The organism is Streptomyces triculaminicus (assembly GCF_017349075.1).
Classification (GTDB): domain Bacteria; phylum Actinomycetota; class Actinomycetes; order Streptomycetales; family Streptomycetaceae; genus Streptomyces; species Streptomyces triculaminicus.
On record NZ_JAFMOF010000001.1, the window covers coordinates 1,413,220 to 1,428,289 of the forward strand.

Consider the following 15,070-nt stretch of genomic DNA (forward strand, 5'->3'; position numbering starts at 1 on the left):
CGACCGCGGCGCCCACAGCGCCCTCGACGCCCTCCGCCGCGCCGGCGCCGCCGCCGGCTACGCCACCCGGCTGATGGCCGCCCACGGCGTCGACCTGGCCGCCCCCTTCCTGGACGACCGAGTGATCGAGGCCGCCCTGGCGGTACGCCCCTGCGAGCGCGCCGCGCCGCCCGGCCGCGGCAAGCCGCTCCTCGCGGCGGCCGTACGGGACCTCGTCCCGGACGACATCCTGGGCCGGACGCCCGGAGGCCACTACGGCGAGGACGTCATGGACGGCATGCGCCGCCACCGCAGGGCGCTGCTCGAGCTGTTCGACGGCTCGGAGCTGGGCCGGATGGGCCTGGTCGACGACGCCGCCGTCCGCGCCGCCCTGCGCACCACACCGGTCACGGTCGCTCCACTGCTCGCCCTGGAGCCGACGCTCGCCTGCGAGGCCTGGCTGCGCACCCTGGCCGCCGGCCGGCAGCGCGAAGGAGCGACCCCGTGACCGCGTTCGCGCTGCGCCGCCATGTGACGGCGACCGAGACCGAGCACGCCACGGTCCTCTTCGACCAGCGCCGCGGCCGGTACTACCAACTGAACCCCACAGGAGCCCTGATCCTGCGCGTGCTGCTGGACGGCGGCGGCCCGCAGGGCGCGGCGCGGGCCCTGCGCGAGCGCTACGGCATCCCCGTGGCGCGGGCGGAGGCGGACGTGGCGTCGCTGGTCGACACCCTGCGCAGGACCCGGCTGGCGGAGCGATGACCACGCCGCTCGCTCTCTGGGAGCCCCTGCCCGCCCGCACCCGCGCGGGCGCCCATCTGGCCGTGGCCGCGGCCCGGTTGCTGGCCCTGATGCCGCCGTGCCGCATCCGCGCCGTGCTGTACGCCCTCCGCCGGGGCGCCGCCCCGGCCACGACCGCTCAGGCCGGCGCCGCCCGTGACGCCGTGGTGTACGCGAGCACGCGCTGCGCGGGGCGCGCGTGCCTCCAACGGTCGCTGGCGGTGGTGCTGTTGTGCCGCATGGGGGGTGCGTGGCCGACGTGGTGCACGGGCATCCGTACGTCCCCGTTCCGCGCCCACGCGTGGGTGGAGGCGGAGGGCCTGCCGGTGGGCGAGACCGAGCCGCCGGGGTACTACACACCGACGCTCACGGTGGGGCCGACGGGGCCCGTGGGGGAGCGCTAGCCCCTTTCGTTCTCCCTCCCCGCTCTCCCGCCCCGCCCGGCCGAACGCGAGGTCCGATTCCCGCCAGCGGGGCGCCCGTTCTCCGGAGTTTTATTGAACACGCAACGAAGTTCCTGGGATTCGGGAACTCGGGAATCCGTGGGATCCGAGCGATCCGTAGGGATCCGAGCGATCCGGGGTATCCGGGTGATCCGGTAAGGCGAGGAGGACACATGGACGGCAAGGTGGCTCTGGTGACCGGCGGCAGCCGGGGCATGGGCGCGGCGACAGCGCTGCGGCTGGCGGCCGCCGGCGCGGACGTGGCGATCACCTACGTGTCCGACGGGACGGCGGCCGAGGCCGTGGTCCGCACGATAGAGGCGGAGGGCCGGCGCGGCCTGGCGATCCGCGCCGACGCCGGGGACGCGACCGCCCCGGCCGACGCGGTGCGGCGGACGGCCGAAGCCCTCGGCCGTCTGGACGTACTGGTCAACAACGCGGGCGTCGGCGTGCTCGGCCCGCTCGAGCAGATCGCGCCGGCCGACGTCGACCGGGTGCTCGCCGTCAACGTACGCGGCGCCTACCTGGCCGCGCAGGCGGCGGCCCCGCTGATGACGCGCGGCGGACGGATCGTCACCATCGGCTCCTGCATGACCCAGCGGGTGCCCGGCCCCGGCGGCACGCTCTACGCGATGAGCAAGGCCGCGCTCGTCGGGATGACCAAGGCGCTCGCACGGGAGCTGGGCGAGCGCGGGATCACCGCGAACATCGTCCACCCGGGCCCGGTCGACACCGACATGAACCCGGCCGACGGCCCGTACGCGGCCGGCCAGAGCGCGATGACCGCCCTCGGCCGGTTCGGCACGCCCGACGAGATCGCCTCGACGGTCGCCCACCTCGCGAGCGACGAGGCCCGCTACGTCACCGGCGCCGAGATCACCGTGGACGGCGGCCACGCGGCGTAGCGGCCGGGGCGCGGCGCGCGGGGCCCTTCAGGCCCACGTCGCGCCGGCAGACTCCTCGATGGTGGTGTTGAGACGGTTGAAGAAGTTGGTCGTGGCGATCATCAGGATGATGGCGGCCAGCTGCTGCTCGTCGAAGTGGCCGGTGGCCTCGGCCCAGATGTCGTCCGGCACCGCCTTGCCGGAGCGGTCGGCGATCCGGGTGGCGGCCTCGGTCAGCGCCAGGGCCGCCCGCTCGGCGTCGGTGAAGAAGGGGGCCTCGCGCCAGGCCGCCACCGCGTGGAGCCGCTCGTCGCTCTCACCGGCCTTCTTGGCGCTGGTCACGCCCGCGTACACACAGGCACTGCAGCCGTTGATCTGGCTGACGCGCAGGTAGACCAGCTCCAGGAGCTCCTGCGGCACGCCGCCCTGGCGCATGGCCTTGTAGAGGTTCTGGATCCCCTGCATGGTGTCGGGCAGAATCATCGCGGGGTTCTTCATGCGAGCCTTCATGATCAAATCTCCGTCCGTTGAACGGCGGCGTTGCCCGCGCCGCCCGCTCGGTGGGTCCGACACTCCACTGACGGATCAGGACGCGAGGATGTGACAGGTGAGCGAAGAAGATTTTCTGGCGCAGCGGTTCGAGGAGCACCGACCCCATCTGCGGGCGGTCGCCTACCGGATGCTCGGCTCGCTCAGCGAGGCCGAGGACGCCGTGCAGGAGGCCTGGTTCAGGCTCAGCCGCTCCGACACGGACGCGGTGGAGAACCTGGGCGGCTGGCTGACCACGGTGGTCGGCCGCGTCTGCCTGGACATGCTGCGCTCCCGCTCCACGCGCGGCGAGGAGCCCCTCCATGACCAGGACGGGTGGGTCCGCCTCCCCGACCCGCTCATCAGCGGCCCGGACCGGATCGACCCCGAGCAGGAGATCCTCCTGGCCGACTCGGTCGGCATCGCCCTCATGGTGGTCCTGCAGACCCTCGCCCCCGCCGAACGGCTCTCCTTCGTCCTGCACGACATGTTCGCCGTGCCGTTCGACGACATCGCCACCGTCCTCGGCCGCACCCCCGCCTCCACCCGGCAGCTCGCCAGCCGCGCCCGCCGCCGGGTCCAGGGCGCGGCACCCGCCCCCGACGCCGACCTGACCCGGCGCCGCCGGGTCGTCGACGCCTTCCTGGCCGCCGCGCGCGGCGGCGACTTCGACGCCCTGGTCGCCGTCCTCGACCCGGACGTGGTGGCCCGTTCCGACGGCGGCACCCTGCTCCCCAGCGCGCTGCGCCGTGGGGCGGCCGAGGTCGCGTCCCAGGCGATCACGTTCGCCCGGTTCGCCGAGGCCGGCCGTCCGGCGCTGATCAACGGCACCCCGGGCGTCGTCGCGTTCGCGCAGGGGCGCCCGATGTCCGTCATGGCGTTCACCATCCAGGGCGACCGCGTCATCGCCCTCGACATCCTGACCGACCCCGAGCGCCTGGCGCGCCTCGACCTGAGCGCCCTGGGGGTCTGAGGATCCCCAGGGTTTCCGATGAACTCCGGTTCTCAGGCCTGGAGTCCGGTCAGCAGGGCGTCCAGGGCGAGGTCGAAGCGGGCCTGGTGATCGGCGGGGGTGCCCAGGCCGCCCGCGACGGCCTCGGCCAGGGTGGGAAACGCGGTGAGGTCGAGGTCGTCGCCCGGCTGCTCGGGGTGACCGGGCGTGGTGGCGGCCTCGGCCAGGCAGTGGCCGATCACCAGCGTGGAGACCGCGTTGACGATCCGCAGCGCCTGGACCGGGGCGATCCCGGCCTCTCCCAGCGCGGCGGCGGCGTCCTCCACCGCCCGCAACGCGGTGGCCGAGCGCGCCGGGCGCGTGGCGACCAGCGGAATCACCCCCGGGTGACGCAGTAGCTCGTCCCGGAACGCCACGGCGAACTCCCGTAGACGGGCGGGCCATTCGGCCGCCGGGCCGTCGAAGGCGGGCCGGACGGCCGAGACCACCTGCTCGACGAGGCCGTCCAGCAGGGCGGCCTTGTGGGGCACGTAGTGATACAGCGTCATGGCCTCGACGCCGAGTTCCGCGCCGAGCCTGCGCATGGACAGCTTCTCGATGCCGTCGCGGTCGACCAGTTCCAGTGCCGCCCGCAGCACCTTCTCCCGGGTGAGCCCGGCCCGCTTGGCGGTGGCGTTCATCGACTTCTCCCCGCGTTTCTTGACTTTCTTACGCCGTAAGGACAGAGTACTCCCCAACGAACTCTTACGGTGTAAGAAAGGGGTCGGAGATGACCGCCGATCGCAACAAGCAGCTGGTCAACGGCTTCTTCACGGCCCTCAACGAGGGCCGCACGGCCGACCTCGGCGACTACCTCGCCCATGACGTCATCGACCACAACAAGATCATTCACGGTGAGCCCGACGAGCCGGGCGCCGCCTTCGCGGCCATCGAGCAGCAGCTCATGGCGCTGCGCCCCTACCGCGCCCGCGTCGACGAACTGATCGCCGAGGGCGACAAGGTCGTCGCCCGCATCACCCAGACCGGCGTCAGCTCCGGCGCCCACCCCCGCATGCCGGTGCCGACCGGTCGTCGCTTCGAGAACGAGGCCGTCTTCGTCTTCACCGTGGCCGGGGAGACGGGCCGGATCAGCGAGATCCGTGGCGTGTCCGACCGGCTGGGCCTGTTCCTGCAGCTGGGCTGGGACTGGCCGACGGCGTCATGAGCCGCGGGGCGCGCACCGGAAGCAGAAAAAGACTTTCGGCCGTCCTGTCACATCCTCGCGCCGCGCCGGGTCGATAGAGCGACGGACCAACCGCACACGACACGGCCGGAGCGGGGCGCGCAAGCTCCTCCCGGCATCCGCTTGATGAGGAGCATCTCTGATGTCCACCGCCTACATCGTCGTCACCATCCTGGCCGCCGCCATGGCGGGCTACTCCGGTTACGCGGTCCTCTCCGGCGCCACGTGGGTCGTGCAGTCGCTGACCGACTACGGCGTCCCCCGGTCGTGGTGGGTGTGGCTCGGTACGGCCAAGGCGGCGGGGGCGCTGGGGCTGCTGGCCGGCCTGTTCGTGCCGGTCATCGGGGTCATGGCCGGGATCGGCCTGGTGCTGTACTTCGCCGGGGCCGTGGTCAGCGTGATGCGGGCGCGGTCGTACGCGCACATCCCGTTCCCGATGGTGTACGCGGCACCGGTGATCGGCTCCCTGGCGCTGGGCTTCAGCGCCTGAGGCCCGTACGCCGCCGGAGCGTTCGCCGACCCCGCGCCCCCCTTACGCGGACCGGCGCCCCGCCGCGGCCAGGCCGCCGGTCCAGCCCACCGTGAGCCACAGGACGGCGATGGCGCAGACGCCGGTCCAGCCCCAGTGGTCGAAGGCCGGGCCCGCCACGGCCGAGGCGGTTGCGCCGCCGATGAAGCCGCAGACGACGTACGCGGTGTTGGCGACGGCCGGTTTGGGGGTGGCGGCCAGGGCGCGGGTCTGGTTGGCGACCTGGCCTGCCATGAGGCCCGCGTGGATGAGGACGGCGGCCACGCACAGGGCCCACAGGTGGTGGGCGCCGAGCCAGAAGAAGGGCAGGGACGCGGCCGTCAGGGCGAAGCCGGTGTTGACGACGCGCTGGGCGCCGAAGCGGTCGATGAGGCTGCCGGAGACAGGGGCGACGGCGGTGGAGACGAGACCGAAGAGGCCGAAGAGGCCCGCCGTTCCGGGGGAGAGATGGTAGGCGCCGCTCGTGCCGGTCAGCAGCAGGGTGAGCGTGGTCCACAGGGCGCTCCAGGCGCCGAAGATGCCGCCCTGGCGCAGGCAGGCGGCGCGGAGCGGGGCCGACGAGGCGAGCAGGCCGGGCAGGCCGGCGATGGTCTTGAAGGGGTTGACGCCCTTGCCGCGCGGGCGGGTCTCGGCCGGCAGGACGAGCGCGGTCAGCAGGCCGACGGCCACGGTCAGTACGGCCGCGCCGGTGAACACCGCGCGCCAGCCGTAGGCCTGGCCGGCGAGTCCGCCGAGCACGCGGGCCGCGACGATGCCCGTGAAGAGACCCGCCACCACGGCGGCCACGTGCCGCCCCCGCCGGTCGGCGGGCGCGCGTTCGGCCACGAGGGGGACGAGCAGCTGCGGTACGACCGTCGCGGCGCAGGCGACGAGCACGGCGGCGGCCAGGGCGGGGAGCCCGGGGGCGAGGGCGCCCGCGACCAGGGCCACTCCGGCGACGCCGCAGAGGACGGCGACGAGGCGGCGGCGGTCGGCGGTGTCGCCGAGCGGGGCGAAGAACAACAGGCCTATCGCGTAGCCGAGCTGGGATATGGAGGCGATCCAGCCGGCGGCGGACGTCGAGGCGCCGAGGTCCTGGGCGATCAGGCCGAGGAGCGGGGTGGCGAGGTAGATGTTGGCGGCGGTGACGCCCGTGCACAGGGCGATGACGCCGAGCAGGAGGCCCGGCCGGGGGCCGGCGGGCGCCGCCTCGGGGCTTGCGGAGGGGTGTACGGAGGGCCGCGCGGCCTGGTCCGGATGGCTGTGGGTGGTCATGACGGTGGAGGCCCCCTGCGTGGAACGGTCTTGCAACCAACTGGTTGGTTGCAAGATCCCAGAATGCCGCGAGGCTTGTCAACCAAATGGTTGGTTACTCTGTGCGGCATGGCAGCAGTCAGGGACCCCGAGGCCACCAAGGCGCGCATCTTCGAGGCGGCGACGGCCGAGTTCGCCGCGTACGGCATCGCCGGCGCGCGCATCGACCGCATCGCACGCGAGGCCTGCGCCAACAAGCAGTTGATCTACGCCTACTTCGGCAACAAGGCCGAACTCTTCTCCCAGGTCCTCGAGCGCCGCCTCGTCGAACTCGCCGCCGCCCACCCCGTCGACGCCGAGGACGTCGACGGCTGGATCGACCGCATCATGGACTACCACGCGGCCAACCCCGAGCTGATCCGGCTGGTCTTCTGGGAGGGCCTGGAGTACGGCACCGGGGGCTTCCCGCACGAGGCGGAGCGCCGACGCCACTACGCGGGCAAGGCCGCCGCGTTCGCCGAGGCCCAGGAGAAGGGGATCATCGACTCCACCATCCCGGCCGGCGACCTGCTGTTCATGCTGACCGCCCTCGCCTCCTGGCCGACCGTCCAGCCGCACATGCAGCGCATCCTCGTCGGCGAGACGGACGAGGACCGCGCACGCCTGCGCGCCTCGGTCCGCACCGCCGCCCGCCGCATCGCCGGCCTCGACCGGCCGGAGTCCTGACCGGCCGGAGTACCTGACCGACCGGAGCCGACCCGGCGTCAGCCGGGCCGACGGGGCCGGAACCCGGCCGGTCGCCGTCAGGTCAGCTCGTACCGATCAGTTCGTGCCGATCAGTTCGTACCGATCTTCGCCAGCAGGTCCACGATCCGGCCCTGCACCTCCGCGCTCGTCGAGCGCTCCGCCAGGAACAGCACCGTCTCGCCCGACGCCAGGCGCGGGAGCTGGGACGGGTCGATGTCGGCGGAGGTGTAGACGACCAGCGGCGTACGGCTCAGCGCGCCGTTGCCGCGCAGCCAGTCGACGATGCCCGCGCGGCGGCGGCGCACCTGCATCAGGTCCATGACCACCAGGTTCGGGCTGGTCTGCGCGGCGAGCGTCACCGCCTCGGAGTCCGTCGCCCCGCACACCACGTGCATGCCGTGCCGCTCCAGGGTCGCGGTCAGGGCGTTCGCGATCGGCTCGTGCTCCTCGACCAGCAGCACGCGCGGCGGGTGCATCTCGCTGTCGCGCGGCGCCAGCGCCTTCAGCAGCAGCGCCGGGTCGGCGCCGTACGCCGCCTCCCGCGTGGCGTGCCCCAGCCCCGCCGCCAGCAGGACCGGCACCTCGGCCGCGCCCGCCGCCTCGCGCAGCGACCGCAGCGCGGCCCGCGTGATCGGACCGGTCAGCGGGTCGACGAACAGCGCCGCCGGGTACGCGGAGATCTGCTCGTCCACCTCCTCGCGCGACTGCACGATCACCGGGCGGTAGCCGCGTTCGGTCAGCGCCTTCTCGGTGGACTCGTCCGGCGCGGGCCACACGAGCAGCCGGCGCGGATTGTCGAGCGGCTCGGGCGGCAACTCGTCGTCCATCGGCGGGCGCACGGCCTCCACGACCTCGACCGCGCTGTTCGGCCCGTCGAGCGGCTCCGGCCCCTCCGCGCCCTCGTCCGGTGCTCCTATGGCGAACGCACGGACCTCGGGCGCCCCGAGCGACGGCTGAGGGTGCGGATGCGAGTGGGGTTGCGGGCGCACGGGGCCGGCGGCTGCTGCCGCCGCTTGAGCCTGCGCCTGGGCCTCGCGCTCCCCCTCGGCGGGGTTGGCCAGCTTCCGGCGCCGACCGGAACCGGAGGTCGGCGTCCCGCCGGGCGGGGTGTCGCTCGTCCCAGGCCGCTGCCCCAGCGCGCGCACGCTGATCGGACGCGGCCCCTCGGCCGCCGCCGCTCCCGCCGCCGGGGCGGCCGCCCCGGGCTCCTCGGCGAGCGCGCGGCGCGCCCGGCGGCGCCCGGTGGGCACGTCGGCGGCCTGCGCCTGGGCGCTCTCGGTCTCGGGCGCGCCCTGGCCGCCGCCGGCGGCGTTCGGCGCATTGTCGCCCGCCGGGGCCGGGTGCGGGACCGGCGTGCCGTGCGCGGGCGTGGTGCCCGCGCTCGCGTCGGCCCGGCCCTGGCCCGTGGGCGCGCCGCCGCTCGGCGAAGCGTCCCCGGCGGGTCGCGCACCGGGCACCTGACCGGCGGGTCCGCCCTCCGGCCGGGGGCCGTGCAGGGCGAACGGAGCCGGCGCACCCGGGCCGCCCTGGCCGCCTGTGGCGGCGGGACCGGTGGGGGCGTCCGAGCCGTTCCGACCCGCGGGTCCGGCGGGGGCGGGCGTCGCGGTGGGGCCGCCGTCAGGGCCCTGACGACCTGTCGTGCCGGGGCCGGCCTGGCCTGCGGGCGCGCCGGGAACGGCGGCAGCGGCCGGGCCGCTGCCCTCCGGGCGGGGGCCGTGCTGGTTGTACGGACCGGGGTGCCCGGGCCGCTCTGCTCTGCGGGACCGCCGGGGGCGGTCGTGGCCGGGGAGGTGCTCTCCCGCCCGGGGCCCTGCGGGCCGTACGGGCCGGCGGCACCCGGAACCGGGGCCGTGAGGCCGGGCGTTGCGGGAGACGGGCCGCCGGGGGCGCCGTCGGCCGCCTCCACACCGGTGCCCGTAGCCGGGCCCGCGGGCGAACCCGTGCCCGGGCCCTGCGGCGGAACCGCAACCGGAGCGGCGGGCTGAGCCTCGGCGGGGCCGTCCGGCGACGCCTTGCGGTCGCTGTCCGCCGCGGGCAGGGCGAACGGGGTGCGCGGCATGGACGGTTCGTCGGTCGCCTGGCCGGGGATCTGGTGCGGGTGCTCCGCCTCGGCCAGCGCGCGGCGCGCGCGGCGGCCCGTCGGACGGCCGGAGTCGGCGGGCGTGCCCGCGGCCCGGTCGGCGTCGGCCGGAGGCAGCGCGAACGCGGTGCGCTGCGCCTCGGCGCCCTCGGGCGCGGCGGTCGACGCGGCCTCACGGCGCGCCCGACGGCCGGTGGGCGCGGCCCCGGTGGCCTGCGGCGGCACCAGGCCGGTCCCCGTACGGCCGCCTCGCGCGTCGTCGGCGGGCTCCTCCTCGGGGCGGGCGGGCCCCCGTCGGCGCCCGGTGGGCTGCGGCGCCGCGACGGGCGCCGCGACCGGGGCCGCGCCCGGGGAGGCGTCGGCAGCGGCGGCAGCAGCGGCACCGGCGGGCATACCCACGCCGTTGGTCCCCGCGTGCGTGCCGGACGGGATGCCCGTTCCGCTGGTCCCCGGGTGCGGGCCCGTCGGCATACCCGTGCTGTTCGTCCCCGGCGCGTGCGCGTCCGACGGGATACCCACGCCGTTCGTCCCCGCGTGCGTGCCCGTCGGCATGCCTACGCCGTTCGTTCCGGCGTGCGTGCCGGACGGCATACCCATGCCGTTGGTCCCCGGCGCGTGCGTGCCCGACGGCATACCCACGCCATTCGTCCCCGCGCGCGTGCCCGAAGGCGTCCCGGCCGTCGTGGCCGCGCCCTCCGCACCGGCACCGGCACTGGCACCCGCACCGCCACCAACGCCGCTGCCAACACCCGTCCCCGCGCCGCCCGGCGCCTCGGACGGCGGGCGCGGCGGCCGCCGCCCTGGGGGCGGGCGGGCTCGGGCGCCGGGGCAACGGGGCTGGTGCCGCGGCCCCGCTGCGTGGGCATCGGCATGACCGTGGTCAGGTTCTCGGTGTCCGGCCCGCGCCGCTCGGCCGACGGGGGGACGGGGCCCGCGTCCGCCGAGACCGGGACCTCGAGCACGTACGCCTTGCCGCCCGACGCACCCGGCAGGTCGTGGGTCTGCAGCACGCCGCCGTGCCGGCGGACGATGCCGCGCACCAGGGGGCCGTGCACGGGGTCGCCGCCCGGGAAGGGACCGCGCACCTCGATGCGTACGACCTCGCCGCGCTGCGCGGCCGCGACCACGATCGTCGAGTCGCCGGAGACGGAACCGGAGCCCGCCGCGGCGGCGGAAGCGGAAGCCGAAGTGGAACCCGTGGAGTCGACCCCGGCCACGTCCGCGATCAGGTGCGCCAGCGCCTGGGCGAACCGCTCGGGGTCCACGTCGGCCTCGATCGCCGGGGCGTGCACGGCGAACTGGGCGCGCCCGGGTCCGATCAGCTCGACGGCGCCCTCGACGCCGGCCGCCACGACCTCGTCGAGTGCGACCTTCTCCCGCGCGAGCTTGTCCTCCCCGGCGTCCAGACGCTGATAGGCCAGCACATTATCGACAAGAGTGGTCATCCGGGCATAACCGGCGGCCAAGTGGTGAAGAATCTGGTTGGCCTCGGGCCACAGCTGCCCGGCCGGGTCGTCGGCCAGGGTGCCCAGCTCGGCGCGCAGTTGGTCCAGGGGCCCGCGCAGCGACTCGTCCAGCATGGCCACCAGCTGCGCGTGGCGCGCGGCCAGGGCGTCGTAGGGGCGGCGGTCGGTGAAGGTCATCACCGCGCCGACGAGCTGATCGCCGTCGCGCACGGGCGCGGTGGTCAGGTCGACCGACACCGCGCGGCCGTCCTTGGCCCACAGCACCTGGCCGCGGACCCGGTGCTTGCGGCCGGAGCGCAGGGTGTCGGCGATCGGCGACTCCTCGTACGGGAACGGCGTGCCGTCCGCGCGGGAGTGGTGGATGAGGGCGTGCAGTTCGCGGCCGCCGAGGTCGCTCGCGCGGTAGCCGAGGATCTGCGCGGCGGAGGGGTTGACGAGGACGACCTTGCCGGCGGTGTCGACGCCGACGACGCCCTCGGCCGCCGCGCGCAGGATCATCTCGGTCTGGCGCTGCGAACGGGCCAGTTCGGCCTCGGTGTCGAGGGTGCCGGTCAGGTCGCGGACCACGAGCATCAGCAGCTCGTCGTCGTAGGAGGCGCTCGGCTCGGCGTAGGGGGTGCGGCCGTCGAGGTTGGCGCTGGTGACCTCGACGGGGAACTGGGTGCCGTCCGTGCGCCGGGCGATCATCCGGGTGGGCCTGGTGCGCCCGCCGTCCGGATCGTCGCGCGGCGGCCGCAGCCCGCCCGGGATGCGGCGGGAGTCGAACTCCGGCAGCAGATCGAGCAGACCGCGCCCGACGAGCCCGGTGCCGGGCACCTCGAACGTCTCGAGCGCGATGTGGTTGGCGTTGACGACCGTGCCGTTGCAGTTGACGAGCAACAGCGCGTCGGGCAGGGCGTCGAGTATGGCTGCGAGGCGAGCAGCGCCTCGGGATGGCCTGCTGCTCACGACGACGCTTCCTCCCTGGTTACTGCACTTTGCCGACCGCTTGGGGCGGGTTTGCACCGCCCCTCGGCGTGTCATTGAGGGGAAGTCTACGGGCTGCCGATACGGGCGCTACTGCGGATGACGGGTGTGGCGACACCCTCCGCCGGGCCTCTCCAGGGCGTCTCGGGCAGGCCGGACATGCCCCTCGTGTCCACCTTCGTGGCGACCTGACGGTCAGCTCCGACCACTCTCCGCGGACGTTTTCTTCGGCGAGCCCTTCGACTGTGCGAACACAGTGGAGAAACGGTCCCACCGGGCCATCTCGCAGCCGTTCCTCTTGTTGAAGTCGGCGTTCACGGGGCGCCCGGCCCACGTTCCCCTGACATGGGCCTGCTCGTCGCCGCCGTAGATCTGGGTGCAGTTCGCGTCCTCCGGCACGGGCGCGAAGACGTCCTTGCCCCATTTGGTCTGGGTGTCGAGCTGGTCGCAGGCCTGCTGGGGGTGCGGATGGGTGCCGCCGGCCGGGTGGCAGTACAGCTCGTACGTACGGTCGTGGCCGCCGCTGCCCGAGACGGTGATCGTGAGGTGGTCGCCGCCGGTCTCCAGCGCCTCCGCACCGCCGAGCGGGAGCGGGGCGGCCGAGGCGGCGGGCACGGCGAGGAGCGCCGGGGCCAGCGCTGCTGCGAGGGCGAGGCTGCGGAGTGACATGCGAAAGCTCCTGGGGTGCGGCGGTACGGGGCGGAGGGAGCGCCGGAAGCGCCGGCGGAGCCCTTCTTCCGAACTAACGCTCCGGAGCGCCCCGCGTTGCGCGCCGCGAACGCCTTTGCCCGAGGCACCCAAGGGCCGGTACCGTAGGGTGCGATTGGTGAGAAGCCGCAAGGCTGTGTCATCATCTGCACGCAACACTCGCGCTCGCGCGGGTGTGCTGGAGGCGTCGCCTAGTCCGGTCTATGGCGCCGCACTGCTAATGCGGTTTGGGACTTAAATCCCATCGAGGGTTCAAATCCCTCCGCCTCCGCAGCCGGGCCCCGGTCGTAGCGATACGACCGGGGCTTTTGCGTTCCCGCCCTCGCGAGGGCGTCCCCGGGGCATCGCGAACGATCTTCTCTTCGGCGTTTTTGCAGCTCAGAGAAGGTGTGGCGAATGGATTTCGTCTCCCGGCGCAGGTCATGTAATGTTGTCCACGCAACGCCGACCGGCAAGAAAAAACGCCGGAAAGCCGAGCGCTCGTAGCTTAACGGATAGAGCACTTGACTACGGATCAAGAGGTTGCAGGTTCGAATCCTGCCGAGCGCACAGCCGGAAGTCCTCGGACTTCCGACCGTCGCGGGGTGGAGCAGCTCGGTAGCTCGCTGGGCTCATAACCCAGAGGTCGCAGGTTCAAATCCTGTCCCCGCTACTAGAACCACAGGCCCGGTACCACAAGGTACCGGGCCTGTGGCGTTTCCGGTGCGGGAGGCATGCGGGTGAGCGACGACGGGGTCCTGGCCTTCCGGAGGGCTCTGGGCCTGCCGGGCCTGATCGACGTCCATACGCACTTCATGCCCGAGCGGGTGCTCGACAAGGTCTGGGCGTACTTCGACGCCGCCGGCCCTCTGATCGGCCGGCCCTGGCCGATCACCTACCGGCACGCGGAGCTCGAGCGGCTCGGCATACTGCGCGGCTTCGGCGTGCGGGCCTTCACTTCGATGATCTACCCCCACAAGCCCGGCATGGCCTCCTGGCTCAACGGCTGGGCGGCGGACTTCGCCTCCCGTACGCCCGACTGCCTGCACACCGCGACCTTCTTCCCCGAACCAGAAGCCGCGGACTACGTGCGCCGGGCGCTGGACGCCGGGGCGCGGATCTTCAAGTCGCATGTGCAGGTGGGCGCCTACGACCCCGAGGACGCGCTGCTGGACGACGTGTGGGGCACGCTCGAGGACGCCGGGACGCCCGTCGTCATCCACTGCGGCTCCGGCCCCGCGCCCGGCAAGCACACCGGGCCCGCTCCGGTGGCCCGCGTACTGGCCCGGCATCCGCGGCTGCGGCTGGTGATCGCCCACATGGGGATGCCGGAGTACACCGACTTCCTGGACCTGGCCGAGCGTCATCCCGGTGTGCACCTCGACACGACGATGGCGTTCACGGACTTCTCCGAGCGGATCGCGCCGTTCCCACCGGCGGAACGGGGACGCCTGGCGGCGCTGGGGGACCGCATCCTCTTCGGCAGCGACTTCCCGAACATCCCGTACGGCTACGCGCACGCGCTCGAGTCCCTGACGCGGCTGGGGCAGGACGAGGCGTGGCTGCGCGGCGTGTGCCACGACAACGCCGCGCGGCTGTTCGGGCTGTGATCCGGTCCGGGCCGTGAGCCGGCCCGGACCCTGACTCCGCCGCCCGTCAGAGCGGCAGGATCTGCGCCAGCTCGCGCCACTGCGGCCGCGCCAGGGAGCGGACCCGCTCCTTCCCCTGCGGGAGGACCACCTGCACCGCCAGGTGGTCGGCGCCCGCGGCCACGTACTCGTCCATCCGGTCCCGGATGCGCTGCTCGTCGCCGAGGGCGAAGAGCGCGTCGACCAGGCGGTCGCTGCCGTTGTCCTTGAAGTCGTCCTCGGTGAAGCCGAGACGCAGGAGGTTGTTGGTGTAGTTCGGCAGGGCGAGGTAGCGGGCGAGGAAGCTGCGGGCGGTGTCGCGGGCGCGGCCGAGGTCGGTGTCGAGGACGACGTTCACCTCGGGGGCGAGGAAGGCGTCGTCGCCCACCAGCTCCCGGGTGCGCGCGGTGTGGTCCGTGGTGACCAGGTAGGGGATCGCCCCGGCCGCGCGGTCCCGGGCGAGGCCGGCCATCTTGGGGCCGAGGGCGGCCAGTACGCGCTGCTCCGCGGGCACGGGCACGGGCGCGTCGTCCAGAGCCGTCAGGTAGTCCCGCATGGCGGAGTACGGGCGGGCGTAGCGCGGGGTGAGCGCGGTGTGGCTGACGCCGAGTCCGAGGACGAGGCGCTCGCGCGCCGAGGGCGCGAGGGCGGCGTACCCCGCGGCGACGTCGGCCGCCTCGTGGTCCCAGATGCTCAGGATGCTGGTGCCCACGGCGACGCGCCGCGTCGCCTCGAGGACGTGCGCGGCCGCGGCGAGGCCGGGGCTGCCGCCGATCCACAGGGCCGAGAAGCCGAGCTCCTCCAATTCGGCGGCCGCCTCGCCGATTTCGCCCTGCAGGTGGGGGTCATCCGAGTGGAGGCCTGCGCTCCAGATGCCGATCGTGCCGAGGTCGGAAGAGAGATCCATGATCACTCCAATCGGAGGTCGCTTCCGGTTATTCCG

Annotated in this window: 14 protein-coding genes, 3 tRNA genes and 1 pseudogene; 12 read left to right on the plus strand and 6 right to left on the minus strand. The window is 74.1% G+C overall.

Features of this window, described 5'->3' with window-relative positions:
* Positions 1-73: 73 nt before the first annotated feature.
* The 4 genes from J1792_RS35710 (at position 74) to J1792_RS06565 (ending at position 2,110) form a co-directional block, all read left to right on the plus strand.
* Entirely contained in the window at positions 74-487 is a 414-nt protein-coding gene (locus J1792_RS35710; RefSeq protein WP_242645747.1) for an asparagine synthase-related protein, read from the plus strand.
* Positions 484-744 (plus strand): lasso peptide biosynthesis PqqD family chaperone, encoded by a 261-nt coding sequence (locus J1792_RS06555; protein ID WP_207247096.1) that lies wholly within the window; start codon positions 484-486, stop codon positions 742-744. The genes J1792_RS35710 and J1792_RS06555 overlap by 4 nt, the downstream gene beginning before the upstream one ends.
* The gene (locus J1792_RS06560; protein ID WP_207246801.1) at positions 741-1,166 is read left to right on the plus strand and encodes a lasso peptide biosynthesis B2 protein; all 426 of its coding nucleotides are present in this window, start codon (positions 741-743) and stop codon (positions 1,164-1,166) included. The genes J1792_RS06555 and J1792_RS06560 overlap by 4 nt, the downstream gene beginning before the upstream one ends.
* Positions 1,167-1,378: 212 nt before the next feature.
* A complete protein-coding gene (locus tag J1792_RS06565; RefSeq protein ID WP_207246802.1) occupies positions 1,379-2,110 on the plus strand; it encodes an SDR family NAD(P)-dependent oxidoreductase in 732 nt (243 codons plus the stop codon).
* A gap of 27 nt (positions 2,111-2,137) precedes the next feature.
* Here the strand turns inward: J1792_RS06565 and J1792_RS06570 are convergent, their stop codons facing one another.
* Positions 2,138-2,599, minus strand: a complete 462-nt coding sequence (locus tag J1792_RS06570) for a carboxymuconolactone decarboxylase family protein (protein WP_207246803.1) — start codon at positions 2,597-2,599, stop codon at positions 2,138-2,140.
* Positions 2,600-2,696: 97 nt separating this feature from the next.
* Here J1792_RS06570 and J1792_RS06575 point away from each other — a divergent pair, with 97 nt between their 5' ends.
* Positions 2,697-3,590: a sigma-70 family RNA polymerase sigma factor gene (locus J1792_RS06575; protein ID WP_207246804.1), complete on the plus strand. Its 894-nt coding sequence runs from the start codon at positions 2,697-2,699 to the stop codon at positions 3,588-3,590.
* 32 nt (positions 3,591-3,622) lie between these two features.
* Here the strand turns inward: J1792_RS06575 and J1792_RS06580 are convergent, their stop codons facing one another.
* A complete protein-coding gene (locus J1792_RS06580) occupies positions 3,623-4,249 on the minus strand; it encodes a TetR/AcrR family transcriptional regulator C-terminal domain-containing protein (protein WP_086575232.1) in 627 nt (208 codons plus the stop codon).
* Between the two features lie 89 nt (positions 4,250-4,338).
* Here J1792_RS06580 and J1792_RS06585 point away from each other — a divergent pair, with 89 nt between their 5' ends.
* Both J1792_RS06585 and J1792_RS06590 read left to right on the plus strand, forming a co-directional pair.
* On the plus strand, positions 4,339-4,773 hold the full coding sequence (locus J1792_RS06585) for an ester cyclase (RefSeq protein ID WP_086575230.1): 435 nt from the start codon (positions 4,339-4,341) through the stop codon (positions 4,771-4,773).
* Between the two features lie 160 nt (positions 4,774-4,933).
* On the plus strand, positions 4,934-5,281 hold the full coding sequence (locus J1792_RS06590; RefSeq protein ID WP_086575229.1) for a DoxX family protein: 348 nt from the start codon (positions 4,934-4,936) through the stop codon (positions 5,279-5,281).
* A 42-nt stretch (positions 5,282-5,323) separates the two neighbouring features.
* On the opposite strand, the gene J1792_RS06595 is transcribed toward J1792_RS06590, so the two are convergent.
* A complete protein-coding gene (locus tag J1792_RS06595) occupies positions 5,324-6,574 on the minus strand; it encodes an MFS transporter (RefSeq protein WP_207246805.1) in 1,251 nt (416 codons plus the stop codon).
* A gap of 108 nt (positions 6,575-6,682) precedes the next feature.
* On the opposite strand from J1792_RS06595, the gene J1792_RS06600 reads away from it, so the two are divergent.
* The gene (locus J1792_RS06600; RefSeq protein WP_207246806.1) at positions 6,683-7,279 is read left to right on the plus strand and encodes a TetR/AcrR family transcriptional regulator; all 597 of its coding nucleotides are present in this window, start codon (positions 6,683-6,685) and stop codon (positions 7,277-7,279) included.
* 110 nt (positions 7,280-7,389) lie between these two features.
* On the opposite strand, the pseudogene J1792_RS06605 reads toward J1792_RS06600, so the two are convergent.
* Both J1792_RS06605 and J1792_RS06610 read right to left on the minus strand, forming a co-directional pair.
* A pseudogene (locus tag J1792_RS06605) lies at positions 7,390-11,725 on the minus strand (response regulator).
* A 282-nt stretch (positions 11,726-12,007) separates the two neighbouring features.
* Entirely contained in the window at positions 12,008-12,481 is a 474-nt protein-coding gene (locus J1792_RS06610; RefSeq protein ID WP_086571022.1) for an SSI family serine proteinase inhibitor, read from the minus strand.
* Positions 12,482-12,700: 219 nt separating this feature from the next.
* Between J1792_RS06610 and J1792_RS06615 the strand changes: the two genes are divergently transcribed.
* From J1792_RS06615 to J1792_RS06630, 4 genes are all read left to right on the plus strand, one after another.
* Positions 12,701-12,791 (plus strand) — tRNA-Ser (locus tag J1792_RS06615).
* A gap of 205 nt (positions 12,792-12,996) precedes the next feature.
* Positions 12,997-13,069 (plus strand) — tRNA-Arg (locus J1792_RS06620).
* Positions 13,070-13,098: 29 nt separating this feature from the next.
* Positions 13,099-13,172: transfer RNA gene (locus J1792_RS06625), tRNA-Met, on the plus strand.
* A gap of 61 nt (positions 13,173-13,233) precedes the next feature.
* A complete protein-coding gene (locus J1792_RS06630) occupies positions 13,234-14,109 on the plus strand; it encodes an amidohydrolase family protein (RefSeq protein WP_086571024.1) in 876 nt (291 codons plus the stop codon).
* Between the two features lie 46 nt (positions 14,110-14,155).
* Here the strand turns inward: J1792_RS06630 and J1792_RS06635 are convergent, their stop codons facing one another.
* On the minus strand, positions 14,156-15,034 hold the full coding sequence (locus J1792_RS06635; protein WP_207246807.1) for a TIGR03620 family F420-dependent LLM class oxidoreductase: 879 nt from the start codon (positions 15,032-15,034) through the stop codon (positions 14,156-14,158).
* Between the last annotated feature and the right edge of the window lie 36 nt (positions 15,035-15,070).